Origin of the sequence: Paraburkholderia antibiotica, from assembly GCF_012927125.1 — a bacterium.
In the GTDB taxonomy this organism is placed as follows: Bacteria; Pseudomonadota; Gammaproteobacteria; order Burkholderiales; family Burkholderiaceae; genus Paraburkholderia; species Paraburkholderia antibiotica.
In genome coordinates, this window is sequence record NZ_JABBFZ010000006.1 from 122787 (window position 1) to 148187 (window position 25401).

The 25401-nt window shown below is 60.6% G+C and carries 28 protein-coding genes and 1 pseudogene; 2 read left to right on the plus strand and 27 right to left on the minus strand.

Going from position 1 to position 25401, the window contains the following annotated elements:
- Positions 1-2: 2 nt before the first annotated feature.
- Positions 3-1148 (minus strand): acyl-CoA dehydrogenase family protein, encoded by a 1146-nt coding sequence (locus HHL14_RS13075; protein ID WP_169498028.1) that lies wholly within the window; start codon positions 1146-1148, stop codon positions 3-5.
- 145 nt (positions 1149-1293) lie between these two features.
- On the opposite strand from HHL14_RS13075, the gene gcvA reads away from it, so the two are divergent.
- Positions 1294-2217, plus strand: a complete 924-nt coding sequence (gene gcvA, locus HHL14_RS13080) for a transcriptional regulator GcvA (RefSeq protein ID WP_169498029.1) — start codon at positions 1294-1296, stop codon at positions 2215-2217.
- A gap of 20 nt (positions 2218-2237) precedes the next feature.
- Here gcvA and HHL14_RS13085 read toward each other — a convergent pair whose 3' ends face one another.
- Genes HHL14_RS13085 through HHL14_RS13095 form a run of 3 tightly spaced genes read right to left on the minus strand, consistent with a single transcriptional unit; the run spans position 2238 to position 5780 of the window.
- Positions 2238-3599, minus strand: a complete 1362-nt coding sequence (locus HHL14_RS13085; protein ID WP_169498030.1) for an MmgE/PrpD family protein — start codon at positions 3597-3599, stop codon at positions 2238-2240.
- Positions 3596-4465, minus strand: coding sequence for an alpha/beta fold hydrolase (locus tag HHL14_RS13090; RefSeq protein ID WP_169498031.1), 870 nt, complete (start codon positions 4463-4465; stop codon positions 3596-3598). Before HHL14_RS13090 ends, HHL14_RS13085 begins: the two co-directional genes overlap by 4 nt.
- 4 nt (positions 4466-4469) lie before the next feature.
- Positions 4470-5780, minus strand: coding sequence for an MFS transporter (locus HHL14_RS13095; RefSeq protein ID WP_169498032.1), 1311 nt, complete (start codon positions 5778-5780; stop codon positions 4470-4472).
- A 487-nt stretch (positions 5781-6267) separates the two neighbouring features.
- On the opposite strand from HHL14_RS13095, the gene HHL14_RS13100 reads away from it, so the two are divergent.
- Positions 6268-6753: a helix-turn-helix domain-containing protein gene (locus HHL14_RS13100; RefSeq protein WP_169498033.1), complete on the plus strand. Its 486-nt coding sequence runs from the start codon at positions 6268-6270 to the stop codon at positions 6751-6753.
- A 17-nt stretch (positions 6754-6770) separates the two neighbouring features.
- Here HHL14_RS13100 and HHL14_RS13105 read toward each other — a convergent pair whose 3' ends face one another.
- The 23 genes and pseudogenes from HHL14_RS13105 to gpM all read right to left on the minus strand — a co-directional run bounded on the left by HHL14_RS13105 (position 6771) and on the right by gpM (position 25397).
- Positions 6771-7850, minus strand: a complete 1080-nt coding sequence (locus tag HHL14_RS13105; RefSeq protein ID WP_329601653.1) for a phage late control D family protein — start codon at positions 7848-7850, stop codon at positions 6771-6773.
- A 2-nt stretch (positions 7851-7852) separates the two neighbouring features.
- The gene (locus HHL14_RS13110) at positions 7853-8353 is read right to left on the minus strand and encodes a phage tail protein (RefSeq protein ID WP_169498034.1); all 501 of its coding nucleotides are present in this window, start codon (positions 8351-8353) and stop codon (positions 7853-7855) included.
- Between the two features lie 6 nt (positions 8354-8359).
- A complete protein-coding gene (locus HHL14_RS13115; protein ID WP_169498035.1) occupies positions 8360-11005 on the minus strand; it encodes a phage tail tape measure protein in 2646 nt (881 codons plus the stop codon).
- Complete coding sequence (locus HHL14_RS13120) at positions 11002-11148, minus strand: GpE family phage tail protein (protein ID WP_169498210.1); 147 nt, start codon at positions 11146-11148, stop codon at positions 11002-11004. Before HHL14_RS13120 ends, HHL14_RS13115 begins: the two co-directional genes overlap by 4 nt.
- An 11-nt stretch (positions 11149-11159) precedes the next feature.
- Positions 11160-11612: a phage tail assembly protein gene (locus tag HHL14_RS13125; RefSeq protein WP_230413020.1), complete on the minus strand. Its 453-nt coding sequence runs from the start codon at positions 11610-11612 to the stop codon at positions 11160-11162.
- Positions 11613-11673: 61 nt separating this feature from the next.
- Positions 11674-12183 carry a phage major tail tube protein gene (locus HHL14_RS13130; protein ID WP_169498036.1) on the minus strand — a complete coding sequence of 170 codons (510 nt, stop codon included), beginning with the start codon at positions 12181-12183 and terminating at the stop codon, positions 11674-11676.
- 54 nt (positions 12184-12237) lie between these two features.
- Entirely contained in the window at positions 12238-13428 is a 1191-nt protein-coding gene (locus HHL14_RS13135) for a phage tail sheath protein (protein WP_169498037.1), read from the minus strand.
- A gap of 63 nt (positions 13429-13491) precedes the next feature.
- Positions 13492-14163 carry a tail fiber assembly protein gene (locus HHL14_RS13140; protein WP_169498038.1) on the minus strand — a complete coding sequence of 224 codons (672 nt, stop codon included), beginning with the start codon at positions 14161-14163 and terminating at the stop codon, positions 13492-13494.
- 16 nt (positions 14164-14179) lie between these two features.
- Positions 14180-15934, minus strand: a complete 1755-nt coding sequence (locus tag HHL14_RS13145) for a phage tail protein (protein WP_169498039.1) — start codon at positions 15932-15934, stop codon at positions 14180-14182.
- Positions 15935-15984: 50 nt separating this feature from the next.
- Positions 15985-18117: a hypothetical protein gene (locus HHL14_RS13150; protein ID WP_169498040.1), complete on the minus strand. Its 2133-nt coding sequence runs from the start codon at positions 18115-18117 to the stop codon at positions 15985-15987.
- Positions 18118-18277: 160 nt separating this feature from the next.
- A pseudogene (locus HHL14_RS13155) lies at positions 18278-18817 on the minus strand (phage tail protein I); the annotation flags it as partial.
- Positions 18807-19724, minus strand: coding sequence for a baseplate J/gp47 family protein (locus HHL14_RS13160; protein ID WP_169498042.1), 918 nt, complete (start codon positions 19722-19724; stop codon positions 18807-18809). The gene HHL14_RS13160 and the pseudogene HHL14_RS13155, both read right to left, overlap by 11 nt.
- On the minus strand, positions 19721-20092 hold the full coding sequence (locus tag HHL14_RS13165; RefSeq protein WP_169498043.1) for a GPW/gp25 family protein: 372 nt from the start codon (positions 20090-20092) through the stop codon (positions 19721-19723). Before HHL14_RS13165 ends, HHL14_RS13160 begins: the two co-directional genes overlap by 4 nt.
- Entirely contained in the window at positions 20089-20826 is a 738-nt protein-coding gene (locus HHL14_RS13170) for a phage baseplate assembly protein V (RefSeq protein ID WP_329601654.1), read from the minus strand. Before HHL14_RS13170 ends, HHL14_RS13165 begins: the two co-directional genes overlap by 4 nt.
- A 131-nt stretch (positions 20827-20957) precedes the next feature.
- Complete coding sequence (locus tag HHL14_RS13175; RefSeq protein ID WP_169498044.1) at positions 20958-21434, minus strand: phage virion morphogenesis protein; 477 nt, start codon at positions 21432-21434, stop codon at positions 20958-20960.
- Positions 21431-21919 carry a phage tail protein gene (locus tag HHL14_RS13180; RefSeq protein WP_169498045.1) on the minus strand — a complete coding sequence of 163 codons (489 nt, stop codon included), beginning with the start codon at positions 21917-21919 and terminating at the stop codon, positions 21431-21433. The genes HHL14_RS13175 and HHL14_RS13180 overlap by 4 nt, the downstream gene beginning before the upstream one ends.
- Complete coding sequence (gene lysC, locus HHL14_RS33190) at positions 21916-22206, minus strand: Rz1-like lysis system protein LysC (RefSeq protein ID WP_230413021.1); 291 nt, start codon at positions 22204-22206, stop codon at positions 21916-21918. The genes HHL14_RS13180 and lysC overlap by 4 nt, the downstream gene beginning before the upstream one ends.
- Before the next feature lie 285 nt (positions 22207-22491).
- Positions 22492-23046 carry a glycoside hydrolase family 108 protein gene (locus HHL14_RS13190; protein ID WP_169498047.1) on the minus strand — a complete coding sequence of 185 codons (555 nt, stop codon included), beginning with the start codon at positions 23044-23046 and terminating at the stop codon, positions 22492-22494.
- Between the two features lie 41 nt (positions 23047-23087).
- Complete coding sequence (locus tag HHL14_RS33195; protein ID WP_329601655.1) at positions 23088-23402, minus strand: phage holin family protein; 315 nt, start codon at positions 23400-23402, stop codon at positions 23088-23090.
- An 83-nt stretch (positions 23403-23485) separates the two neighbouring features.
- The gene (locus HHL14_RS33200; RefSeq protein ID WP_169498049.1) at positions 23486-23893 is read right to left on the minus strand and encodes a hypothetical protein; all 408 of its coding nucleotides are present in this window, start codon (positions 23891-23893) and stop codon (positions 23486-23488) included.
- A 40-nt stretch (positions 23894-23933) separates the two neighbouring features.
- A complete protein-coding gene (locus HHL14_RS13205) occupies positions 23934-24140 on the minus strand; it encodes a tail protein X (protein ID WP_169498050.1) in 207 nt (68 codons plus the stop codon).
- Positions 24141-24638 carry a head completion/stabilization protein gene (locus HHL14_RS13210; protein ID WP_169498051.1) on the minus strand — a complete coding sequence of 166 codons (498 nt, stop codon included), beginning with the start codon at positions 24636-24638 and terminating at the stop codon, positions 24141-24143.
- Positions 24639-24734: 96 nt separating this feature from the next.
- Positions 24735-25397: a phage terminase small subunit gene (gpM, locus tag HHL14_RS13215; RefSeq protein ID WP_169498052.1), complete on the minus strand. Its 663-nt coding sequence runs from the start codon at positions 25395-25397 to the stop codon at positions 24735-24737.
- Positions 25398-25401: the final 4 nt, after the last annotated feature.

Genomic DNA, 25401 nt, shown 5'->3' on the forward strand with positions numbered 1-25401 from the left:
CTTCACTTGCGCGGGTCGAAGCGGCGTTCGAAAACACCTTCGGCAATGCGGTTCTTGAGAACTTCGATCGATCCGCCTGCAATCATCCAACCGCGCGTTCGTCGCACGCAGTATTCAACGAGCGACTCCTGACTGTAGCCCATGCCACCCATCACTTGAAGCGCTTCGTTTGAGACTTCCCAGCCGGCGAGGTTGCACGCAAGCTTGGCAAGTGCCGTGTCGTTGGCGGAAGGCAGCGTGCCGCGGGCAACGTTAGCCGCCTTGTAGAGCAGCAGTTGGGCTGATTCGAGTTTGAGCGCCATATCGGCGAACTTCCACTGGATGCCCTGAAACTCGCACAAAGGGTGGCCGAACTGCTCGCGCATGGTCGCATGCTCGCGTGCTAGATTGAATGCGTGGCGGCCCAATGCGAGGGCGCGCGAGGCATTGCCAAGCCGCTCAACATTGAAGCCGGAGATCTGCTTCTTGAAGCCGCCAGGCCCAAGCAGAATGTTCTCCGCCGGAATGCGGCATTCCTCAATGTACAGCTGCGACCATGGCTCACCGCTCATGAAGCACGAGGGGTTGCCGACGGTGAACCCCGGTGTTCCTTTTTCGATCAGCACCGAGCCGATGTTGTTTGTTCCCGGTCCAAAGCGGCAGTAGATGAGAAAGAGGTCTGCCTCGGGGCTGTGCGTCGAGAAAATTTTCGTGCCGTTGATGACGTACTCGTTGCCTTCCTCGCGTGCGGAGGTCCGGAGTTCGGTGACGGCCGACCCCGCGCCCGGCTCGGTCATGCCGAGCGCGATGACCGTGCGGCCACTGAGCAGATCCTTCAGGTAGCGGCGTTTTTGTTCCGGGCTCGCATATTCGACGAAAGTGCGAATGGGCCCGAAATTGCCGGCCTGCACGACATCCGCGCTCTTTGGGCAAACTAGCGCGATTTCCTGGATCGCGATGATGGCGTCCATCAGCGTTCCGCCCTGGCCACCGTCTTCCTCGGCCATTGTGATGCCGAGCAAGCCTTGTTCAGCCAGTAGCCGTGCGACGTCGAACGCGTATCCAGGATCATGTGCCCGTCGCAGCGCGCCGTCGGCAAGGGTGTCTTTCGCGAACCGCCGCACGGCGTCTGCGAAGGCTGTTTGCTCCTCATTGAGATGGAAGTCCATGGCTCTCCTCTTCGTCTCCAGGTACGTATTCATCGTGAGGTGATTATTCCCGTCCTGGGATTGACACACTACTTCGCATACGGTACGTTGATGTGAGTTTTTGGAACATCAATTCCGACCAGTCAGCCTGGCCACTCAGCTTGCTATGTCCCGCACGGTTCCACCTCTCAATCCTCTCCATGTCTTCGACGCAGTCGCCCGCCTGGGTAGCCTGACCAAGGCTTCGGCCGAGCTGTGCGTCACGCACTCGGCCGTGAGTCGACAGCTCACCACACTTGAGCAATATCTCGGGGTGACGTTATTCGAGCGCGAGCCTCGCGGGGTCAGGCTGACGAAAGCGGGGGCGACCTATCACAAGGCCGTGGGACCGGCGTTCGCGGCCATTGCGGCGGCGACGGAAAGCATCGTGGGGAGCGCGGAAGGTGAGGCGCTACGGCTCAACGTGTACACCACGTTCGCAGCGAAGTGGCTGATGCACCGGCTGCAACGCTTCGAGCAGCGCTATCCGAACATTCCGGTGGAAATCAGCACGACTGTCGCGCCAATGAATTTCAACGAGGTCGAGGCCGACGCAGCCATCCAGTTCGGCGACGGCAACTGGCCCGGCATCCGCAGTGAGCCTCTCTTCAACGACGTCATCGAGCCGGTTTGCAGCCCGGCGCTATTACGCAACGGGCCGCCGCTCAAGACGATTTCGGACCTGGCGAAGCATCGGCTGCTGCAATCGCGATACCGTCGGCAGGACTGGTTTGACTGGCTGCGCGCGGTGGGGCGCAGCGATCTGGAAGGACTCGTGAAGCAGCAGCGCGGCGGATTCCAGAACTCGCTGCTCGCCTACCAGGCAGCGATCGAAGGTCTCGGCGTGGTGGTGGGGCAAACCCGTTTGCTCGCTAACGATATTGCATCGGGTGCGCTGGTTTGCCCGTTCAAACGTCCCGTGAAGCGCGAACTGGGTTACTACCTGCTGATCGCCGAAGGCCGCCGGCCTTCGCGCAAGATCGCCGCGTTCCGCTCATGGCTGATGGACGAAATCTCCACCATGCCAGAGATAGAGGACATGGCGGAGTGACGGGCTGACGACGGGCTGACTTATGCGCGCGCTGCAACGAGCCTGGGCAATGCGAGGTCTGCAACGCGGTGTTTGTCGATGCTCCAGAGCCGGTCCAGCAGCGATCGCGCGGCGGTGGTGCCGATGACCGGCGTTGCCAGCTCAGTGAACTTGGCGTCGAGTTCAGCGTCGGTCAGTGGGGCTTCAGGGTCGCCGCGACGATACGGTGCAAACGTCTCGACGGTGCGACCATCTTCGAGCGACACCGCCACCCGCGCGGCACGTTGCTTCGGGAACGCGGCCGTTAAGGTCGGGTCGGCAACGAGATCGACTTTTTCCATCAATGCCCGCAGGGGCTGCTCGGCAAGACGCGCGGGCTCGAATGCACTCAACCGCACCGAGCCGTATATCGCCGCGTGACTCATCACGTATGGCAGGCTGAAACGCGCCTCAAAGGCCGTTTGCGGTTTGCGGATACCCGCCACATCGAGCGCTGCCGCATACGTCCGCACGGTGACTTTGCGGATCGCGTCAGTTTTGAAGTCGTGCTCGCGCTTCAGTTCGAGCAACGCGTCGATCGCAGCGAAGGTATGCCCGCAGCAGCCGTGATTTTTCTGTGTGATTCGCTCGATATTGAATTGCACGCCCAGGCCGTCGGTCACGCCGTCCCAGTTCGGCGACTCGCATAATGCCGCTCCGAATCCCGCCGCGCCTTCAAGGATGTCGGTCACGCCAGTCAGGCCCGCCGCTGCGCCTTGCGCCGCGCGCACGCCCACGGCGGCGGCGTGTCCGGCATGCAGCGCTTTGGTCATGGCATCGGAGCGGAACGCCTGCTGGAGGCCGGAGGCGAACGTCGCCGCCGTGGCCATTGCGTGACGAGCGACGTCGCTGGAGGCCGGGGCGGTCAATAGCGCTCCCGCGGCGGCGGCGCCGAAGCTGCCCACCGTTCCGGTCGTATGGAAGAAGCGGTAGTGGGCGGGCTGCACGGCGGCGCCAATGCGCGTCGAGACTTCGTAGCCTGCAACGATCGCCTTCAGCAACTTTTCGCCACTGACGTTGCCGTCCTCGGCCAGCGCAAGGGCAGCGGCAACCGTCGGACAGCCTGGATGGTAGACGGCGTCGCGAAAGATATCGTCGAATTCGACGGCATGTGAAGTGCTGCCGTTGATCCATGCTGCCGTCGCCGGGAACGCGCTCGTGCCGGCGCCCGGCAGGCTCGAACGCCCAAATCCCAGTTCCTCGCTGTGCGCACGCCTGAGCTGCAAGGCGGGTGCCGTGAGCGTCCCCGGCAGCAGCGCGGCGAACCAGTCGATCAGCGCGCGCTTGGCGGCGTGTCGCGTGGGCGCGGGCAAATCGACTTCCGCCTGAGTGGCAACGTATTGCGCAAAGGTGTCGAGAATCATGTCGGGCATCCGGTATCGATGGTGCGGGGTGTCACACGTTTGCTGCGAACGCGGTCGATAAATGTACTCAGGCTGTCGTTGAACCACGGCGCCGCTTCGAATTGCAGCCAATGTGCGGTGTGGGCAATCGACGCGGTATTGCCCTCGGATATTGCCCGCACAAAGTTCGACCGCAGATCCAGTTCGTACTGCTGATGGGGATCCTGCGAACCCAGGACGAGCCACATCGGAGCGCGTACACGTTCTAGCAAGGCGCGCGTGGGATGCGTCCGCGCAATGGGGCGAGTTTGCACGCGGGTCGCACGCACGTGATTCGCCGCGATAACGCAGAGCTCTTCTGTCACGAGGCGGGCGTCCGAGACCATGATGCTTTCCAGCGAAATGCGCACGCCTTGTTCCAGGCCGTGCGATTTCGCGGCCTGTGCCGCCGCGTTCTGAATGCCGTCGAGCCGCCTGGATACCGGTCCCATGCCGGCCGGATTCACCATCGCGAGCGACCGCACCCGATGAGGAGCCTGCACGGCCATCTGGGCGGCGACACAGGCACCGAACGAGAAGGCCGCGATATCGAACGTGACGACGCCAAGCCGGTCGAGGAATGCGAACAACTCGCTTGCCGCCAGCTTGAGTGTGAAGTCGCTCTGCGGCTTCGTGCTCTTGCCGAAACCCGGCAAGTCCGGCGCAATCACGCGCGAGTGCGTGGAGAGAGCTTCGATATTGCTTACCCAGTGATACCAGCCGCCGTGGCCACCATGGATCAACAGAAGAGGCGGTCCGTCACCGAGATCGATGTAGCTCAGGGCGCACTCGTTACCCTGAGTGGTGATCGCCGCCCGCGAAAGGCGCTCGTGAAGTACGTCGATCATGGCGTCAATATTCGGAGTCCAGATCGATGCCGCGCGTTTCCTTCATCAGGATGTAGGTGACGAGGCTGACTGCCGACCCAATGCAGACATAGATGAGAAACAGGTATTCCAGTTGACGCCCCTGAAGCCACGTCATCAGATACGGCGTCGTTCCGCCGAGAATCGCCACGACCAGATTGAACGGGAGCCCGATGCCGAGCGAGCGGATCTCCGCACCAAAAAGTTCAGCCATGAGCGCCGGCGCAATCGCCGTGTAGAGCGCATACAGAACAATGCCGAAGATTTCGACGAGTGCAATCGACCAGAACGAATTGCCAACTGAAAGCACGACCGGATAGACAAACACGGTGTACGCCGCTGCCATCACGATCAGTTGCGGACGGCGGCCGATGCGGTCCGAGAGCCAGCCGAAAAGTGGCTGGACCGCGGTAAAAACGATGAGGCTGAATGTGCTCGCCGCATAGGCCGTTGCCGGTTCCGCGCCAGAGCGATGAATTGCGTACACCGGCACGTAGACAATGAAAAGATAAAAGGCGAAGGCCCCGAGAATGCTGGTGCCGATGAGTGTCCATGTCGACTTCGCATACTGCGTGAAAAGAACGCGTATGGAGCCTTTGCGTTCCGTCGAGCGCGAGGCGGTGCGTCGGAACGCTTCGGTTTCCTCTACGCGTGTACGCAGCCAGTAGCCGAACAGCCCGCCAAACGCGCCGATCAGAAACGGAATGCGCCAGCCGAAATGAAGCATCTGCTCGTGGGTAAGCACGCGATTGAGCACCCAGGCGATGGCCGAGGCGGCGATCAGGCCGATGCCTGTGCCGAAGAACAGAAAGCTCCCATGAAATCCGCGCCGGTGCGGTGGCGCCGTCTCGGCGAGGAACGAACAGGCTGCCGCGAATTCACCACCGACGGACAGGCCCTGGAGCAGCCGGGCAATCGTCGCAACGACGGGGGCGGCAACGCCGATTGCTGCGTAGGGCGGCAATACCGCGAGGAGCAAGGAGCCAAGCGCCATCAAGGTAACGGAGATGGCGAGCGCGGTACGGCGACCGTGACGGTCGGCGACGGCGCCAAGAATCCAGCCACCGGCGGGGCGCATGACGAAGCCAATAGCATAGATGCCGAATGCCGCGAGCAGCGCAGAGCGTTGATCCGTCGATGGAAACAGCTGGGGGCCGAAGAAAATCGCAAAGTTTGCGTAGATCGAAAAATCGAACCATTCGATCGCATGTCCAATGCAGCCCGCCAACCGGGTGCGAATGGCCGGGGTCACGCCGCGATATTGCTGTGCGGCCGTGCTGGACGGGATATCTGACACTACTGTCTCCTTGTTGAACCTGTCGGGTCCTTGATCCCTCGGTCCGGCACCGACTGCAAGGGTACCTGCGGGGTTTGTGGAGACAGTCTGTGATGTGTGCTTCAGAAAAAATACTTCAAATCGCGCATAGAGGTGTTCCAAAAAATCACATCTGGTACCGGACATTTCTGTTTGGGACCGACATCATTTCTATTGATAATTTATATTATGTAAAGTCCGAGCTAGCCATCCACCACCCCGTATCCATCCCAACAGACCACAGACTGTCGTGAGCAAACAACGTTCCAACTAGCCTGCAGACTAACCGCAAGACATCCGATCCGCTCACGTTGTTTCAAACGACTAATCCAAAAAATCTATTGCTTAATGCGATAGAAAGTCAAAATAAATTTACATTTGAATTTGCAAAATTTGTATAACTCCCACACAGCATCGGCTGTAGCAAGCCGAGTGCCGCGTAGCGCCGTATGCCTCTGCGGGAGTGTCCATGCAGTGCACTGACGTGGATGACGGGAGACGCGAACAATTCCTTGCGCTGATCGACGGGTTGACGATTGAGCGAGTTGCAGAAGTGCTGCGGTGCTGCACGCGCAGCGTCCGGAATTGGCGCGCCGGCCGCTCCCCCGTTCCCTGGTGGCGTATCGAATTTTTGCGGATATGGCGTCACAATCTCGACGCCGATCCTGATGCGCGCGTGCTTCCCGAAGACTCTGCGCTAGCCAATGTCGTGACCGAAGAACAGGAGTGTCTCGCATGGGTGAGCGTCACCGCGCCTCACTTTCTTTCGAGTCGGCACGCTTACGAGCATTACCTGAAGGGATGGGACGTCGCGGGCAAAATCCGGCGCGCGAAAGCAGCCGGGCAATTCCGCGACGTGCTGCGTCGATGGCGCGAACTGGCAAAGGTCGAGGTTCGACGATGGCGGGATGGACCACTTTTTCAAGGCAGCAACGCGCCTGTGTCCCCGCGATAATCGCATTCCCGCGGCCGTTACCTCGTTTTCGAAAAGTGCGATCGATGTCGGCTTGTCGTTGGATCGTCGGCCATTTCCATTTCGAGATCGGTCGTAAATCCTCCGCTACCGTCCATCTTCGAGACGAGACGCTTTATTAGCCACGGAATTGCATCAATCTCCGGTTTCCAGCCCGTCGCCGTCACCTCCATTTCAGGGTAAGCGTCCGGCCGGCCGAGCGCGAGACTTAAGTCGAACGTCGCTTGCCCGCGCTGCGTGCGTGCGTATTCTGCCTTTGCGGCCGCCGTCGCTTCCTCGCGAGACGCGTAGGTTTCTGGCAGCAGTTTCACGTTTTTGTTGTTGTCGCCCCCAATAGTGACGGATTCCTGCTTTCCTTTTTTTGCGGCATGCCAGCGCGCGCGGACCGCCGTATAACTTTCGCGCTGCGAAACGTGGTAGCGGTGCGAGTCGCCATCGGCACGTGTGATCGTCATCGTAGGTAACGGCTGGCCACTCGCGCTCGCGCCGGCGCCGATCGGCATGAACAGCAAGCGCCCATCCTTGACCGTCATCACAGCGTCGTAACGCTTTGCAAGACGGGTTAGAAATGACAGATCACTCTCCCCCGTCTGGTCAATGTGTGCGATAGCGGTGTTGGCAAGCGCGTCATTTAGCGCCGGCTTCAGGTTGTGACGCGCAGCGATTGCCCTGACGATATCGCCGATCGTTTTACGATGCCAACTCGTGTCGCGGCGCACGTGCATTTCATCGGTCATCGACGCAGAGCGCGCACTGACCGTGATCCGGTCCGGCGAGCCGCCGTGCTCCACTTCGTCGACGGTGTACGTTCCCTTGTCGACAAGCGCTGCGCCAACCCAGCCGATTGCAAGCCGGATTTCGACGCCACGCTTCGGAATCGCCAGATCGCCGCGCGAATCGTCCAGCACGAGATTCAGCATGTCGGCTTCATCCTCGCGCGACTGCGTGAGCGAGAGGCTCACCAGGTATTTCGCCACCTTTCTCGACAGATCGCGTCCGTCGAGCGTGAGCCGGTAGTCGCCCTGAGGTCGTGCAACGCCGCCGGCTGCTGCGGCCGGCAAGAATGAATAGATCGACACGCTTACCCCTTCTTCGATTTCACATAAGCGGGAGCATCCGGAACCGGTACGGCATCGAGCGAGCCGGCTGTCTGCGTGCCAGTCGCCGCGGCGCCGCTCGCGGCAGCGGCGCCGGCTAGCGTCAGGTCGTCGGCGCGCTCAAGGGTAAGCGTGAACTCAATTTTCTGAGCGATTCCGATGACGTCGTGATAGGTCTGCGTTTCATCAAGCGAACTGATAATGAAAACGCCATGGACGTTACCGAGCATATCGACGAGCACATAACCCGCGCCCGCGTCGGCCATGTCCGTAAGCATGTCGAGTGATTCGGCCGAGCCGACTTGCCCCGGCGCAATGACGCCGGTTAGCGTAATCAAGTCATCACCCGGACCATTGAACTGACCGGCATCGCGCGCACCGACTCGCGAGTTCTTCGCGTATTTCCAGTTGCGCTTGCGTTGCAGCTCATGAAAAAGCGCCGTGCTCATGCTGAACACGAACCGACCGAGGCAGAGTACGACCATTTCGAATTACCCCCTGTCCGAAAAGCTCGATCCCGCGCGCCGCGCCTTGTCCCGTTCATGCCGCTCGAGCAATTGCCGGAACCGGCCCTCGATCACATCGAGTGCCGACGAATCCGGCATGCCTGCGCCCGCTGGAAAATTGAAGTTGATGTTATAGGTCGTCTCGCCGGCGGCCGCCGCCATCGGCGCCGCGACGATCGGCCCACGCCGGTCGAACATCGGTTTGTCCGAGCCGAACATCGAAGCACCCGCGCCAAACGCGTTGACAGCCGTTCCAGCAAGTTCCGCGACAGCGCCGGCGACGCGCGGCCGCTCGCCCTCGATGCCAAGCGCTGCGCCCTGCCCGATGAACCCACCGAGCAGACCAAACACACGGCTAGGGCTATGAATGCCGAGTTTGTCCTTGAACCATGAAACCGTTGAGTCTGCAACGGTCATTACAGCCTGTTTAACCGCCCCTAGCCCGGTCATAATGCCGTTGACCAACCCGGTCATCATGTTGATGCCGAAGTCCGAAAACTTCGCGGGCAACTCGACGCCGAACCACGACATCACGCCGCGGAACACGGTATAGAACGCGTCGAGCGGCGACCAGTCGCGTATTAGCCGTGTCACACCCTCAATGCCGCCGCCGAATGCTTCCTTGACCCGTACCCACACGGACCGGAAAAACGTCGATATCGGCTCCCAATAGCGATAAATCAGATACGCGGTCAACGCAATCGCCGCCCCGATGCCGAGCACCATCAAGCCAATCGGCGACATGAGCAACGCCCGACCGGCGGCGAACACGGCCGACCCAAACGCCTTGAACCCGCCGCCCATGAGGCCGAGCGCACGCCCCGCGATGGATCCCTTGAGGCCAATCATTTCCATGCCGTAACGGGTCAGCGCAAGCGGACCGATCAGCGACGCAAGACCGAGCGTTATCGTGCCGCCAGCGCCGATAAGCAGACCAAGCCCCGTCAACCCCACCACCAGTGCTTTCGTTGCCGTCTGGTGCCGCTCAGTAAATCCGGTCACGCGATCAAGTAATGATGCGGTCAAGCCAAGCGCCTGGTTGTACATCGGCAAAATCTTTTCACCAAGCTCACGCTCAAGATTTGCCTTGCGCGTATGCAAATCGAGCTCTTTACCCTGTGATGTTCCTTTCGCGGCTTCGAATCCCTGATCGACGCCGAACGCCTGCTTATTCAGCGCCTCGCTCTTGTGGATCGCGCCACGCTGTAAATACATCGTTGAAAAAAGATTCGCCGCGCGCCGGTTCGTGAACATTGAGCCGATCGCGCTGAGCGTTTCCTGATCGCCCGTGATGCCGTGCTTTCGGAGCTGCGGCAGCAGTGTCTTTTCCATCCACTCGAATTGCGAGCCCTTGAACTGTTCCGCGTTGAGTAGCGCCCCATCAGCGAATGCCTTAACGTGTCCGGTTTTATCGTATTCAACCCGCTTGCTATCGAGCAGGCCCATCGACATGAGTTTGCGCGCGGCACGCACCGACGTGCGCCCCTCGATCAGATTCTGATGCGCCGATGCGAGCGAGCCGCCAGCTGCGTCGCCGCCCATTTCCTGAATAAGCGGCTCCATCTGGTAATAGAAGGCATCGGATTTCATCAGCTTTGCGGCGACGCCGCCTGTCTTGATGAAATTCATCCACTCGTCGCCGCCTACGCGGCCGCCCGTTGCCGTAATAACCTTCTGCACGGCGTTCGCTTCGCGCTGGAAGGCGGCCGCGCTGTTCGTGCCGCCGCGCAGCTCGATCGCCTTCAGCATATTCATGAACTTCTGTTCGTTGTCTCCGCCATGTTCAGCGCCGAAAAGTGCCTCGTTCGAAAACTTCATTTTCGATAGCGTTGGCATGATTTCTTCGGCGTGGTGCTTATCGTTGAGAATGGTCATGGCGTCACGCATTAGCACAAGATTTTCGTTCGTGCTCACACCGAAAGACTTGTGATTTTTCGCGTAACCGACCAATTCGCGCGTCGTACTCTCGCCCACGCCTAGCGCCCGGATCTTCGTTTCTTCGAGCTGCGTTTTTTTGGCTTCATCCAGATAGGCGCCGACCCCGCCAAGAATGCGCTGGCCGGTTGAGCGCGCGCTGTATCCAGCCACAGCCATATTCGACGCGAGTGCCTGCCGCTTGCCCAGACGCTCGCCAGCAGCCTGCATAGTCTGCATGCGCTTGTTCTGATCGCCGAGCGCCGCGCTTGTGCGCTCGACGCTTGTGCGTAACGAGTTCTCATAGTCCGCGAGCGTGCGCGCGCCGCGCCCGGCTTCCTGCATACGGCTACTGAGCTCGCCAAGCCTGTTGCGCTGCCTCTCCTGTTTCTGCGTGAGCGCCCCCACAGCATCCGACGCGCGCCGGAATTCGTTCTGCAAGCGCTTTGTCGGCGCGTTCGTCGCAATCAGCTTTTCTCGTAGCCCGGCAAGCTTGCCCTGTGCTTCCTTCAGCCTTGACGCCGTTTGCCCCATTTCCGTGCGCAGCGAGCGAACCGCGTTCACGGTTTTCTGTTGCTTTTGCAGTCCCGCCAATTCCTTGCGGGTTTCGGCGATGGCACGTGACAGCCCCTTGCTGCCCGCCATGACGTTTTTTAGCGGCCGCGCGACGCGGTCCACCATATCGAACACGACACGCAGTTTAAGATCGCGACTCACTTTTTCTTCACCCAGGGATTACGGGCCAACACATCGCTTTCGTAACGGGCGCGCGCCCGCTCGCGCCAGTCTGCAAGCTCGTCGACCGACATTGCGCCCATCACTTCCGGCGACCAGTGAAAGACGGTCGCAATGTCGGCCATGGCGTCTTCGATCACGATCGGGACGCCAATTTCTCGCGTTGAGCCCGCGGTAGAAAAAAAGGAATGATGACCTCGCCGAACTTCGCCAGATCGGCGATATCCAGCCCCTCGACCTCCGGCCTGGTCAGCGTCGGCGTGGAGATGCGCGGCAACACAAGCAACAACGCATTTACGTCGCCGCTCAGCAGATCATCGAGACGCATGCCGCGCAACTCGCCTGCACTCGGCTTGCGCAACACAACCTCCAGAATTTCGGTATTGCCGCGCCGGATCGGCTCGTCGAGCTCAACAGTGTTATCGGGCTTCTGTACGGCGGCGCCGTTGTTCGGAACGCTGTTCGACGCGCCCCAAAGGCCGGTTACGGGGTCGCGGACAGCATGCACCTGGCCCGGGTCCATGAGCACGTGCGAATGGCCCGGTAGATTGTTGTCGACGGTTGTGTTATCGATGTTCGATGCGTCCATGTTACTTACTCCGGTGTTCAGAATTTAATAGAGAAAATGCGACCGCGCGCGAAACTCGCGATCAGATGCCGAGAATTCGCCGAACTTCGGCGAGCACGTCCTTACCGCCCATCACCGCGATAAAGTTGATCATGTCGATTTCGATTACGTCCTCGCCATCGATCGTCAGCTTGTAATACGTAAGCGGCAACGTCGCCTTCACGGTCGTTTTGTCGCCCGGCTTGAATGAGCCGAAATCGAGTTCCTTCTGGCGTCCGTGTACGACAATTTCAACCGCCGACCAGTCGCCGGTATCGTCGTTCTGTACGGCGCCGGCAAAGCGCAGCATGATTGCATCGGCAGCCACGGCGCCGAATTGCGACAGCATGTCTTTATTGATGCCGCCGACTGACCACTCGAACTCCATGCCCTCCATGCCCATATCCAACTGGATTGGACCGATCATCCCGGCGCCGCGCCATTCCTCCATTTTTCGCGTCAGCTTCGGCGGCGTCACTTCCTCCGCTTCTCCCCGATACGAAACGCCGTTTTGAAACACGTTGAAGTGTTTCAACACTGCAGGCATACCCATGATTTGCACTCCTTTCTATAACGATGACCCGGCGCGATCGCGCCTACCAGTCGGTTAGCCTGCGGCGACCTGTTGCGCGAAATCCATCAGATATTCATCGGTCTGCACCTGAATCAGCGTCAGGTTTTCGAGCGGCGGCGTCGGCGTGTACCGATAGCGGATGGCCAGCTTCCCGTCGATCAACTGGGCCGAGCCGTTGCGGTCGGCCGGGAAGTCGGCATCTGCGCCGATCAACTGGCCCTGCGCGACCATCACCCGAAATTTGGCCCGGATCGACTCGATGATGTCGCGCGGAAGCTTCGGCACGATCACGCCATCGATAACGGGCATTTGCGCTTGCGCGATCGTGTCGGCAAGCACCTGCGCCGTGCGCGTGTAGCTTTCGAACTCGAATCGAGGATCGTCGGACGTCGTGCGCGACCCCCAGAATCGATACCCGTCGAAATTGACCAGCGTCGTCACCTGATTCTGGTTCAGATAACCTGCATCGGTCGCCGGGTTTTGCAGATCCCACGAAACAGACTTGCTGATGCCGATTACGCCGTTCACGCTGATGTTGGAAATCGTCCGGTTCCAGCCGATCGTCTGGTCGATCTTCGCGCGCAAACCAACTGCGTAGGCCACGGCCGGCACTTCGACCGATGCCTCCGCCTGGTCATCCCATGCAATGAAATCCGGCCAGATGACCATGATTTCACGCTGGCCGAACTCCTGCCGGTATAGCGCGGCCGCCTCTTTCGTTTCGACCATGCTGCCGTCGTCGTCTCGCGCCGCAACGTAGGCCATCGCGCGCATGGCCTGCCCGAGAGACGCTAACGCGTTAGCAACCGGTTGCGTGTCAAGCGCCGGCGCAGCAAGAATGCGCGGCTTAACGCTCAGCATGCCGGGCGCCGCCTCGAGCGCCTTAATGCCCGTTCGCGTGCCGTCGGGCTTTACCGTACCGATCACATTCGATGTCGTTTCGGCAGCGCTTTCGCCCTCCTCCACACGCACCACAACCGTTTGCGGCCGCGCCTGCAGCGAAATCGCATCGAGTACCTTATACAGCGTGCCCGACTTGCCAGCCTTGCCGAGCGCGCCCTCAACATCCGTCAGAAGAACGGGCGTATTGAGCGGAAAGGTGTCGGCGTCGGCGTCGTCGGCCGTGCAGATGATGCCAATAACGGCGGTCGAAACCGTCGTTATTGGCCGTACGCTATCGGCCGATTCTTCTACGCTTACGCCGTGATGATAATCCTGCGCCATGATCTCGAACTCCTGTCGTCAGAGCGGGCGATTGGCCCGCCGGTATTGCGGCGTTACGCCGGTTCATTTCTGTTTCGCTGCGCTTTTCGCAGTCTCCTCTTCCTGCGTGTCGGCCGACATCACGCTATCCGCATCGAGTGCCGCCTCCGGTTCCGGTGGCGGCGGCGTCCACGGTGCCGGCGTGTCCGGCCACTGAATATCGTCTGGCGACGCCGCATTCTCGATCGCGCGGACAAGCGCCATCTGATAAGCCGCCCATGCCTTGAAGTAATAGACCTGTTCGTCGTCGAGCAGGCCCGCCGCGATCGCATCTGCCTTGCCGGCGTTTTCGCTTCGGGCCTTCGCCATACGTCGATCGAATTCCGCCATCATTGCGTCGCGCTTTTCCTGCGCGACCAGTTCGGGCGCCACGGCCCATTCGCCATCGATCCACGTGTGACGCGACGACGGGCGCGCGCTATCGGTCAGATCGAGTTCAGCCGGCTCGATGCCTGGGGTAACGATTTCGGTCGGCTCGCCGTCGCTGGTGCGATACAGCATCCGCCCGCGATAGTCAGGCAGCAGCACCCATGCGCCATCCCGATAGAACGGCCATGTGCGCGGCAACCTGTCGGGCAATAGATCGGCCGTAGCGAACGCCGGCAGCAGCCACCGGCTTTCGTTTCGAGGGTCGATATCAGCAAGACCGCTCGACACGTAGGCGCCGGTCGTCGCGTCGTATTGGTGAATAAGCATTTTTTTCTCCCTGAACTCAGTAAGCGCGAATCATGGCGAGTAGCGCGACCGAGCGCACGCGCGTTTCAGCGCCGCCGTCTGCGTTCACGGTAATCGCGTGAGCGTGTCCGCCCGCGCCATTCATGCCGACGTTGTGTGCATGGTTGCCGTTGCCATCAACCACAATATTTGATTGACTGATGTCACTGTTCCAGACGTCTGTCTCATTCACGTTCCCACCGGACGGACCAAAATAGCCCTTATTGCCGCCGGAACTTGCACCTCTCGCGTCGATGCGCGTCGCGTGGATATGCCCGTAATCCGACACAGGGTGATCGTGAAACCCTTGCGTATCGGTCCACGCACTGTGAGTGTGATCGCCAACGGCCGCAGCACTCGCACCGTGCGCATGCGAACGGTTTTGACTGTCCTGCCACGAGCCGATCGAGCGCGACGCATCAATGCCGCGGCCGTCATCCCAACACCGGATGCTTTCGCCGCGCAACTCAGGAATCCGGAACGTCGTTTCTCCATCGCCGCGCGAAAAGCAGCCCCAGCTTCCCGCGCTCCACTGACTCTCATCGACCAGTGCGCCGCTGGCCTGTGCATAGGCCCACAGGGCCGGATAGTCCGCGCGGACCAGCAGCGCGCCGTTGAGCTTCAGGCAACCGGCACGCGCTGACGTGCGCGCCTCGATAACGATTTGCCCAATGGATGCGGCCGCGATCGTCGACGTAACCCATTCGGTAGTCGCGAGCAACGCCGACGCATCTCCGGCCGGCGGCGTTGGGCCGGTCAGCGGAACATCGAACGCTGTACCGGTCGGCGTGAAACGGACTGTCGTCGTGCCGTTGCACGTCACTGCGAACATGCCGTCGTTGACGTGATAGAGACCTGTGCTGCGCGCGCCGTCGCTGATGAACGCTAGCGACGGATTCAGCGCACCCCCCTCGCCAAGCAACAGGCGCGCGTCAGAAGCAAACATCAGATCAGCATCCATCGTGCCGCCAGTTTTCACGTCGAGCGGCGACAGGTTTCCGGCATGCCATACCGCATTGTCATTGACGTACAGATTTCGCGCGGCATAGCTGTATGCCCACGAACCGAGGGTCAATGAACACCATCCGGCCTGGTACGCATTGGCGAAAAAATAGCCGTCGCTCTGGCCGACCAGTATCCGGCCTTCTTCTGAGCGGTTGACCGTCAGCGTGTCATTGACAACAACCGGACCACTAAAGATATCGCCCGCGCGCGATGCGTAGCGCCCTGCGGCCGTCTTTGGCGTGACAACCGCCTGATCGTCGGTGCCGGCACTAACTTCGTCCTGCGTAGCGAGCCGGACGACCCCGGCGACCGTCGTTGACGCCGGCGGATTGACAAACGTCATATTGCCGAACGTGAGCGACGATACGTCGATGTCTGTAAAGAGGATGTCCGCCGAAAGCAGCATGTTTGCGGCCGACGCCTTTTCGAGAATTGGTGTCGGCTGCACGTACGCCGCGAGTAATTCCCCCGTGTCGAGATACAGACCGAACGCGTACATGGTGTACTGGTCGTTCCCGCTATCAAGCATCGACACGTGGATCTGACCCGGTGCGACATTCATACCGCCGAAAGTCTCGATGCGCTTGAACTCACCGGGTAGTGACTTTATGCCCGTCGTAAATTCGAATGGCTCCGCTCCGATACCGATTTGCACAACGCGACGCTTGTTCGTACCGGTGCCGTCCGGCGACACCATTGCCACCCGACCGCTATCGGTAATACCTATCGGGAATCCCGTCGTTTCCATGTTCAATAGCCTGCGAATTTATCGGTTTCCATGCACGTCCATTGCACGGCTTACACCCTTACTTCTTCGTCTGTTGAGAGGGTCCGCCATCGACCGCGCGAGTAAATGACAGCGACGCCGGTTCCGGCTCCGCTTGCCTCGCCTACCTTGCATCCATCGCTTGCGAAAGCGAACGGCACGCCACCCGGCTCACCCGGCAACTCCGCGACCGCGTACGACTTCAATCCAATCGTCCCGTCGACCTGCAACTTATTTCCATCGTCGAGCGTCGTCGGGCCGATGCGCACCCGCCCCGAAGGGAAAAAGGTTGTCGCGCGTGCGCCTCCCGGCCGGAGAACAACCGGGCCGCCTGACGCGGTAATAAACAAGCCTCCTGTATTGGCCCCGCTCGCATGAATGAACGCGGATGCCGCGACGCCGTACGATCCTGAATAGGTGCTACTCGTTGCGCCCATCGACATGGTGTTTCCGCCGTTCGACTGCGCCTGAAAGCCGGCGACGTTGTTTGCGCTGATGCGCGTGTTGATCACCCGTCGCCACAGTGCGGCGTCCACACTGAAATTCAACTGGTCCGCATCAGAGGTAACTGAACCCGGACCGCTGCTGAACGCGACGTTTGACATTCCAAATGCCGACAGATTGGCATCGAATACGATCACTGCCTTTTCAGCATCGACACGGCAGTTCAGCGCAAAAATATTGCTGGGCGTGCCGGTCGTTGAATCCCCATATCGCACAAACCTGATCGGGCCACCACCACTGACCAGATTGGTATTGATCACCGTCGAATCATTCGACGTGAAATTCGAAGCGTTAAGCACTTTCTCCTGAAAGACGTCGGTGTTCGTCACGTAAATGCCATCGCCGTCAACGCCATCAATATGCGCGCCATCGGTGTTGACGTTTCCGGTCGAGCGGATCCCGCGGTAAAGCAAACCACGCCGGGAATTGCCCGCGTCATCCTTTGCCGAAAGTGCGCGGTTTGCCCGTGCGTCGATACTGAATTCCCCGACAAACGGGAAAAGCGCCGAGGCGTCGCCTATCATCGGGTAGATGACATAGCCGTCCGGCTGCATATCGCCCGGCTGAACGACGGTCTGCGAAACTTCGTTACCCGTGAAAGACCCCTGGCAGAATTCGAACCAGAAGTGCGCCGGATAGAACGGCGCGCCGAGTTGGCGGCCATAGCCACAATTTAGTGACGTGTTCCCGCTACCGGAGAGCCCTCTGATAGCGCGCCCGAAAATCGTCTCAACGCCGCACTCTTCCCCGGTGTTACCCGTAAAGCCGACGTCGATATTGATGCCGCCGTTGGCGAATTCGCCCGTCGTGATGCATGGGATTCCTTCTGACTCTGTCGTGAAGTTTTTCGGGAACTCCCGGATCTGGATTGATGCCCGATCGCCGATATTTCTCTGGGTCGTCCATGCCGCCGATACGCCGCACCGATAGCCGTGCGTTCTGACGAACTTCACATTGCGAAGCCCGGCGCCGACGATGCCGCTCCATGTCGCATTAATCATCCAGGAATCACTCACGACTGCATTCGTTACCTGCCAGAGCGCCAGACCGTTCAGATAGCTGTTGATGAACGCCGCGTTGCTGACATGCACGTTTGTCGACGGATAGGACCCGGTCGCATCGGGGCATATTTCAACGGTCGCGTTGTGCCGGTATGGATTGCTTCCGCGGCCGACCTTCGAGAGGCTCGCCGGATAGGTCTGCGCATCGCGGTTATGGTCGAACGTGCATTCGCCCAGATCGACCCATTGCATTCCCTGCAACCGAAACAGCGGCGTGAAGTTCGTCGAATCGGCGTCGCTGTTGAGAATCACGCCGTCCATCAATTTGAACGTCGCCTTGCCGATCAGGGCAAATATTCCGCCCTCCTTTACGACGGTCGACCCCATGAGGTACGTTGCGCCCGGTTGCACGCGTATCGGCCGGCCTGCGTCGACCGCCTGTTGAATCATCGCCGCATCGTCGCCGCCAGTCGGCGTAATGTATGTTTCCGTAGCTGCAGCCTTGTCGAAAAGCGCCTGGTTATCCGCGATCAGACGTGCGGGCGAACGCACGGGGCCGCCGCCGAAATCGATCGAATCGGTCGGTCCGCCTTTCGCCCATCGATCGACGTTCGCTTCGTTCTGTTCAAACCGCGCGACGCGGCTGCTGAGTGCTTCCATTTCATGCGCTCCAGGAATTCGCGGGCATCACTGCCGTTACCGTTGCGTTGAGAGCGTCGAGCGCGGCCACCGTATCTGCCTCCCCGTTGTTCTGTGCATCACGCGCGAGATCGGAAGCCGGCGAGCCGTCCGAGTAGCGCGGCAGCACGTTTGACAGGTCGTCAGTTATGGCGATTCGCCTGTAGAGCACCGCCTGCGCGCCCGCAACCATGCCGACTGTTGCCGATGCCGATATCCCTTGCGTGAAGGTGTAGTGAGAGCGCAAAGCTTTTGCGCGATCAACCTCGCGCAGAATGTCTTCGATATAGGCAGCCGTAGGCGGATTGCCGTCCTGTGCTGCAACGGTCAATGTGAGTTCAAACGTGTGCGGCTTGCCCGGCGGGTCCATCTGGAACCACTCGCGCAAGGCGATATTGCCGCCGAAACTCTGCACGGCGCGGCGCACCGCCCCAACCGTTCCCGCCCGCATCGCGATCGGGATTGCGGCTTTAACGCGAGCACGCCTGATCCGTTCCGGCCAATCGTTGCTCCACGTGAGCACGCCGAGTTCCCACGCGAGCCACGGCAGCAGATTGAGCGGGATCGCATCGGGGTCTTTCAGACTGTCGAGCGGAACCGGCAATTCGCCCAGGCGCGCATTGACTGCAGCAATCGCGCGCATCAGTGGCGTGGCGTTCGGCGGTAACACGCTAGTCGTCATTGGGATCCTCTATCGCTACATCCACGTCAGCTGGATCGCACCAGGGGGCTTGCACTTTCGCCGTCGTTATGTCGTCCGCCGGCGATATCAGCGTGACACGCTCGATGCCCTCGACATGCAACGCCGCATCGATACCCGACCTTGCGACCGTGCGTCCCAGGCGATGACACGTTGCAAGATAGGTGGCGAGACGGTCGAGCCCGTTCTGCAGGGCAACACTCGAATCCGGTCCTGAAAACGGTCTTATCCGTGCGATGACGCCATACCGTACGATTTCCGCGCCCTGCACTATCACGTTGTCCGTGATCGGCCGAACGTCTTCGTCATTCAGTGCCTCAGACACTGCGTCAAGCACGCTCTGATCGGGCGTGCCGTCGCCCTTCCGTGACAGGACGGTCACGACCACGTCGCCGGGCTCCGGCGAGATCGACGAAGCGTCGAGCACGTCACCGTGCGCGCCTCGCGCATGCGACAGATAAGCCAGCTCCGGACCCGCGACCGAGAACCCCTGCGGCGCGAGCTGCGTTCGATATCGAAGATCGTCGTCCTCTTCCATCACCGCGGCTGCGCCGGTTTCGGGATCAGCGGCGGTGATTTCCAGCCGCTCGACGTCGAAGAACGCGGCCAGATGTTCCAGCGTCGTTCCCCTTGCGAATGCCAGCAGGATGCCGCGCGCCTTATCGTTGATTTTCTGAATCAGGTAAATCTCGCGATAAACGCTTTCCTGCAGCGAAATTGCAAGGGGCTCCGATTCGAGTTCCAGCGTCGCGGCCACTTCCGCCTGCCGGTCTTCGGGCATGAGCGCGATCAACCCAGCCTTACGCTCCGCGAGCGCCGCCTCAAAGTCGATCTGTTCGACAATATCGGGGGCCGGCAGACGCGAAAGATCGATCGGCGCCGTGCTCATTGACTGCCCTCAATCGCCACGGCCGCGCGCACCGGCACGCGCGTGCCGTTCGTGACTTCGTAACCCTTGATAATCACGCGTAGACGGCCGTCGCTGAATTCGCCGGATGTCATCGCCGCACTATCGAACGTGACGGACTCCAGCACGAGGCGCGGTTCCCACGTCATCAGCGCGGTTGCAACGGCCGCATAGATGCGCGCAAGGTTTTCGCGGTTGCCGATAGCGTCGACGAGACTGGGCAAGTCCGAACCGAACGGGCGACGCTTGACGCGTATCGACTTCGGCGTCGACAGGATGATCCCGACCGATTGCGAAAGGTGTGCCGCCCCGCTGATCGTGCGGCCGGTGCTCGCGTTCATGCCGATCATGAATCGCTCCCGGTCGGAATTGGCTTGCTTGTGCGCGCAAACTCGCCCTGCGCGTCGTGTGGGTGATCGACGAGGCTGACGCCGCTGGGCGTCTCGAAGTTGGCCGCCGTCACCGTGCCCGTATAGACGGCACTGCCGTTCATCTTCAGGACCGGCCCGCCGTCCGGGCCACTCTCGCCCGATGCACCAGACAGGAAGGAGAGCGGCCCATTGACCATCAGTGCGCCCCTGCAGATCGTCTGCGGCGCATCAAGCGTGATGGATTCTGCCGCCTGCACCATGGCGGTCGTTGTGGTGATTTCGACCTTAGCCGGCGCGGCCATTGCGATAACGCCACCCTCAGGCAACGCCACCGTTAGCTTGTGAGCTTCTTCGTCGTATGAGATGCGCGCACCGTCTCCGAAGTCGAACAAGTGCTCGTCTTCACGCACAGACGGTGCGGGGTTTTCTTCAGAATACAGTGCACCTGTCACAGTTCCCTGCGACAGATCGCCGTTCGGGCATGCGATGCGCACCTGTTCACCTTTACTCGGCGCGCTCCACGAACGCATGCCGCCGGCGCGCGCCACCTCGAACGGAATCCAGTCCGATTCCTGCCCCTGATCGTCGACAGTCGGGTCGCCAATTGCAACACGACACCGCGGCGCGGACGGATCGGAGACGTCGACGTCGATCACGCGCCCCGTCTGGTTCGCGTTTCGTGCCCTGCGCTGCGCTTCGTTGGCCCTGTCCACCGTGATCCCGTGCGTATGTAATGAATACGCTCATCGTGCCGCGCGCGCGCACGCCGGGCTACGAATCGCGCCGGGACTCGGACTGGGTACAGAATCGGGGATATTCGCGCCGGCGAAGCGGCGCGCGGAAATTACGGCTCCATATGCTCAATGAGCATATCGCGGATAAGTCTGTAGTCGTCGTCAGTGAAACCGAGCAACGCGCGGCGGGGATATCGATAGGTCGGACCGTGCGGATCGACGGGCGCAAGCTGGCCCTCCTGATGAACCGCAGCGATCCGTGCCACCCGGCCTTCGAAGCCAACGGCAAGACCCTCGGCCGTCACTTCGACTTTAAGCCATTTCGCAGTACGCAGTTTGGCGAACATTGCCTGTCGTTTGATACGGCCAACGCTCGCGCGCGCACCGGGCCTCTTGCGTGTGCGATTACGCTTGCGCGGCTCGTATGCTGAATCGTCCGGGTTTTTCTGCGCGCCGATCCGCTTGCTTTGACGCTCGCGCACCGCGCGCGCGATTTTGAGCAGCAGCGCGCGACGCTTTGACGAATCGAGCCTCGACAGCAGTTCGCCCGCCCACGCTTCTAGCGGTGCCGTCAGATCGTCACTCATGGGTCAGTATCGTCGATCGGCTTCGTACCGGTTACGGCGTCGCGCGGCGGCAACCATCCGGCCGAGTCCTGATTGATATTGCCCGGCAAACTGTCGTCGACTCTTTTGAATGAGCGCGTGCCGTCTGCGTTTCTGACCTCAACGGCACGCTCTACCAGCCGCACGCGAATCGACAGATCGACGCACGCGTTATTCAGAATGTCCGCTTCGAACGTAATCCCCGTCGACGCATTGTCGCGATTCTCCAGTAGATCGGGCTGATGGGACTTTGCCCATTCAAGAATAGCGCTCATAAGCATGTCGTTGTCGCCGGCGAAATCCGTCAACACCAACCAGGCGACATACGTCCATTGAAACGACGCAGATTGGGTCGCCGTGCCCGTCACCGATCCGTGATCGATGAATACCATCAGACTGTCCGGATTATCCGCAAGTCGCGGATAGGCGGCCGTGATAGCCGCGCGAAGCGAGTCGATTTTTTTCACGGTGCAGCCGCCGAATTTGAAGCCGACTGCGCCGATCGCTTTTGCTGGCAGTCGAATATCATGTCAACCACCGCTGCGCACTTCGCCCAAGCTCCCTTAACGGTTGTCAATGCGCTGTTCAGGTCGCCATTCGTCGTCGGTGCCGTTGCAGGAAGTTTGCAACGCGTCACCGTCTGACATTCGTTGATAGAAACCACAGGCGCCGGTAATAGCGGCGCCTGTTTGCAGGCGGGCAATATCAGCAGGCAAGCGAGTATCAGCCCATTCGCGAGCTTCTGGCGATTCATTCAGAATTCTCCGGTAATCATCATGCAGGCGCGCGAGTTCGCTTTCGACTTTTGATCGCGATGCTTCGAGCTGCTTTTGCTGCGCGTCGCGTTCCGCTGCACTGCGCTTCAGATCTTCAATCACCTGATCACGATTGGCGACCTGCTGTTTTGCTTCATCGCGAGACTGTTTGGCGTCGCGTTCAGCCTGTTGCGCGGTTTGCACGTCTGCCTGCAGGCCGCGCACATAGTAGACACCACCGAACAGCGCGATGACAGCCGCCAGAATGACGCCAATCCTCAGCGTCATTGCGCGACCCCGAAAGCCCGGTTCAACTGCCAGCCGTACACGAACGCCTCCTGTGTCGCGTCCTTTTCCGCGATTTCGATATATCGCACCGACTGCTGCGCGGCGACCATGTTGAACAGCACGCGCTTTCCGTCAGTGCCGCGCTGCACATAAAACGCCTTCAGCGCCGCGAGCGTCATCGGTCCGATACCGCCATCGACCGAAATGTCGGGGTAACTTCGCCCCTGCTGATTCAGCACGTTCAGGGCACGCTGTACAAACCGCACGCCGGTCGCCGGCCCCATGTTCACCCCGATATCGAACAGCTTTTCCGCGAGCTCCGGGTCGATCGCGTCGACCTGGTCGAAACGCGGCTGAAACCAGTAACGCTGCCGGTAAATGTCGACCGCTACGCTGCGGGGCATTTGCGACATTGCGCCGCCATACCCGTACGCGCGCGCGGTCGCGACTGTAATTCCCCAGATCGTCTCGCCACCGCGGTCTGCACTGTGGTTGACGTATCCGCCTTCACGCGGAATCAGCGTTTCGATATACCTGTCCGGTGTCGTCATTTCCCTTTCCCATCGATATTGGTTGACCTACGTTTGCCGCCCTACTTCGGCACATCCGCATTGCGGTCAACAGCCTGCATGAAGCGATCGAGATAGCGACTCAGCACACGCGAGCCACCATATCCCGCGATCAGGATTGCCCCCGCCTCAAGAATCGCATCCGACTTGAAATATTCGAGCGCCAGAAATGTAACGATGCCGGCAACCAGCGACGTCACCATGTCACGCAAGACTTCGAGCCACACAGAGCGACCTTGGTGCGTGCCGTCAGCAAGTTTTTGCAGCGTGCTGGCGAGCCCGCCAATCAGCGCCAGAAAGGCGCAGATCAGCGCCGCCGACAGCGACAGGCTCGACACTTCGTCAGCCAGCGCGGAGCCAAGCGCCCACGCGCTAATCGGCCACACCAATGCAATCCAGAGCCACGTCCACAGATAGCGCCTCAGATTTCGCACTTCCCCTCCCGGTGCCGCTTTTCGTGCTGATCGATAAAAGCCATGAGCAGGATGGCCACAGCCACGCCGAGCCACGGCGCACAGAGGCCGAGCGAATCGCCTGTGATCCGCGCCAGCACGAACGGCGGAACCACGTAACAGGCGGCCGCCGCGACGTACACATAGTGTCGATATCTGTCGAGCCACGCCCATCTAAAGGGCTGCGGAACGAAGTTCATCAGCACATCGATAGCCAGTACCGCGGCGAGCGTTATCATCGCGGCGGCAATCAGTACGCCAACCACGTTGTCGAGATAAATCATGATTTCGATTGCCGAATACGGCATCAGGAAGCCGCCCACAGCCACCCATCCCGCGAGCGCGGCAATACCCGCGCGCAATACAACATCAATCATCAGCACTCTCCAGAATTCCGGACCGTTGCGCATATCAACCTCAATCGAATAGCTGCACGAGTTGAGCCGTGCCCGTAACGCCTGTCGGGTCCGGCATGCTCACTTCTAATCCGGCCGGCAAAAAAATTCCCTGCTGCGCGAGCCCCGGATTCGCTTCCAGCACCGCTTCAACGACGCCGTCCGTGCGGCCATAAATTCGCCAGCACATTGCATCGACCGTTTCGCCCTGCAGCGCCCGCACCTTCATTCAGATCAACTCCACAGTCAGCCGCGGCCGGCGCATGATGTCGCTGACAGCCCAATAGGCGTCGCGTCGCGCCGCATCCGGCGAAATCGCAATCGCGTCGACGCGCCGCTCGCCATCCTTCGACGTGTCATAGCCGCGATAACGCTCGATCAGCAGCGCGAGCGCCCAGCCGTACACAGCGCGCCGATAACGGGCAACCTGAACGTTCTCCTCGCCAATCGTCGTCGCACGCGTGGCGGCCAGATCGGCCGCGCCCTGCGCTTCCTGTTTTTCGCGCCAGTCTGTCAGCACACCGACCGTATGCAACACCCCCTCCAGCAGCGCATCACGAAGCCGCGCGTCCGTCACGGTGCCATCGAGACGAAGCACCGCACGCGCGGCGCGCAGATCGATTTCAGGAAACCAGCCATCGCCGCCAATAACGGGCTCAACCGGCGGCTCGTCGGGCGCTGGCGCGGTAGCCGGCGATATTGGGGCAGTAGAGACAAATCCGCTCACAGTACGTCCAGATAAAGTGGGCGGTGGACGCGCACCAACAGGCCGGGCGCAATGCCGGCGCGTGGTGCGCGTGCCGCCCTGTCGCGGGGGACACAGTTACGTGTCGGCGTCCTTACCGGACTTGCCAGACACAGAAATCGAGGCTTCGATTCGGGCAATATCGCGTTTCACACCGATCTTGTCGTTGAGCGCCAGCGCGCGCCGCAGCGCGTCGGCCGCGGTCGCCGGACTGTCCGCCGCGATCGCGAGCCCGTACGCCTTGTACAGCTTCGCCCGCACCTGGTCGACCATATCGTGACCGTCGGTCAGTTCGATTGCGCGCGCCAGCAGCCCGGCGGGTACGTCGGGCGTCTCCGCGATGCTTTCGGCGATCACCTCAGCCAGCGAGCGCTCGAACGGGGCGGGCATCGCGAGACCATGTCGGATCGCGTATTGCGCGATAGCAAGCGCGGCGTCGATGCTTCCGACGTCGATAAGCCATACCATCAGCGTCAGCAGCACATCGTCCTGAGTACCCGCGTCCTGTGCAAGCACCTCCGCCACATACGCGGCATAGTCCGGCAGCACTTCGCGCTTGATTTCGATCTTCCGTGCGATCGATTTTGTTGCCTTCAGACGCTGCTGATCGGTCGCCAGCTTCGCGCGCATCAGATCCTGTGCGCGCGCCTGCATACGTGTCGCAGCCCCCACGGGTTGGCCGGCGTCGACGGGCGTGGCGGCAATTTTCTTCAGATGCCGCGATATCGGTGTGTCTCGCATGTCG

Coding starts and splice junctions, on each gene's coding strand:
- HHL14_RS13145 (WP_169498039.1), bottom strand. CDS start 15,934: ATGGAAACGACGGGATTCCCGATAGGTATTACCGATAGCGGTCGGGTG.
- lysC (WP_230413021.1), bottom strand. CDS start 22,206: ATGAATCGCCAGAAGCTCGCGAATGGGCTGATACTCGCTTGCCTGCTG.
- HHL14_RS13140 (WP_169498038.1), bottom strand. CDS start 14,163: ATGCTTATTCACCAATACGACGCGACGACCGGCGCCTACGTGTCGAGC.
- HHL14_RS13135 (WP_169498037.1), bottom strand. CDS start 13,428: ATGGCGCAGGATTATCATCACGGCGTAAGCGTAGAAGAATCGGCCGAT.
- HHL14_RS13110 (WP_169498034.1), bottom strand. CDS start 8,353: ATGGTCGTACTCTGCCTCGGTCGGTTCGTGTTCAGCATGAGCACGGCG.
- HHL14_RS13120 (WP_169498210.1), bottom strand. CDS start 11,148: ATGGCCGACATTGCGACCGTCTTTCACTGGTCGCCGGAAGTGATGGGC.
- gpM (WP_169498052.1), bottom strand. CDS start 25,397: ATGCGAGACACACCGATATCGCGGCATCTGAAGAAAATTGCCGCCACG.
- HHL14_RS13100 (WP_169498033.1), top strand. CDS start 6,268: ATGCAGTGCACTGACGTGGATGACGGGAGACGCGAACAATTCCTTGCG.
- gcvA (WP_169498029.1), top strand. CDS start 1,294: ATGTCCCGCACGGTTCCACCTCTCAATCCTCTCCATGTCTTCGACGCA.
- HHL14_RS13205 (WP_169498050.1), bottom strand. CDS start 24,140: ATGAAGGTGCGGGCGCTGCAGGGCGAAACGGTCGATGCAATGTGCTGG.
- HHL14_RS13125 (WP_230413020.1), bottom strand. CDS start 11,612: ATGGACGCATCGAACATCGATAACACAACCGTCGACAACAATCTACCG.
- HHL14_RS13165 (WP_169498043.1), bottom strand. CDS start 20,092: ATGATCGGCATGAACGCGAGCACCGGCCGCACGATCAGCGGGGCGGCA.
- HHL14_RS13090 (WP_169498031.1), bottom strand. CDS start 4,465: ATGATCGACGTACTTCACGAGCGCCTTTCGCGGGCGGCGATCACCACT.
- HHL14_RS13150 (WP_169498040.1), bottom strand. CDS start 18,117: ATGGAAGCACTCAGCAGCCGCGTCGCGCGGTTTGAACAGAACGAAGCG.
- HHL14_RS13085 (WP_169498030.1), bottom strand. CDS start 3,599: ATGATTCTCGACACCTTTGCGCAATACGTTGCCACTCAGGCGGAAGTC.
- HHL14_RS13175 (WP_169498044.1), bottom strand. CDS start 21,434: ATGAGTGACGATCTGACGGCACCGCTAGAAGCGTGGGCGGGCGAACTG.
- HHL14_RS13160 (WP_169498042.1), bottom strand. CDS start 19,724: ATGAGCACGGCGCCGATCGATCTTTCGCGTCTGCCGGCCCCCGATATT.
- HHL14_RS13075 (WP_169498028.1), bottom strand. CDS start 1,148: ATGGACTTCCATCTCAATGAGGAGCAAACAGCCTTCGCAGACGCCGTG.
- HHL14_RS33200 (WP_169498049.1), bottom strand. CDS start 23,893: ATGATTGATGTTGTATTGCGCGCGGGTATTGCCGCGCTCGCGGGATGG.
- HHL14_RS13190 (WP_169498047.1), bottom strand. CDS start 23,046: ATGACGACACCGGACAGGTATATCGAAACGCTGATTCCGCGTGAAGGC.
- HHL14_RS13130 (WP_169498036.1), bottom strand. CDS start 12,183: ATGGGTATGCCTGCAGTGTTGAAACACTTCAACGTGTTTCAAAACGGC.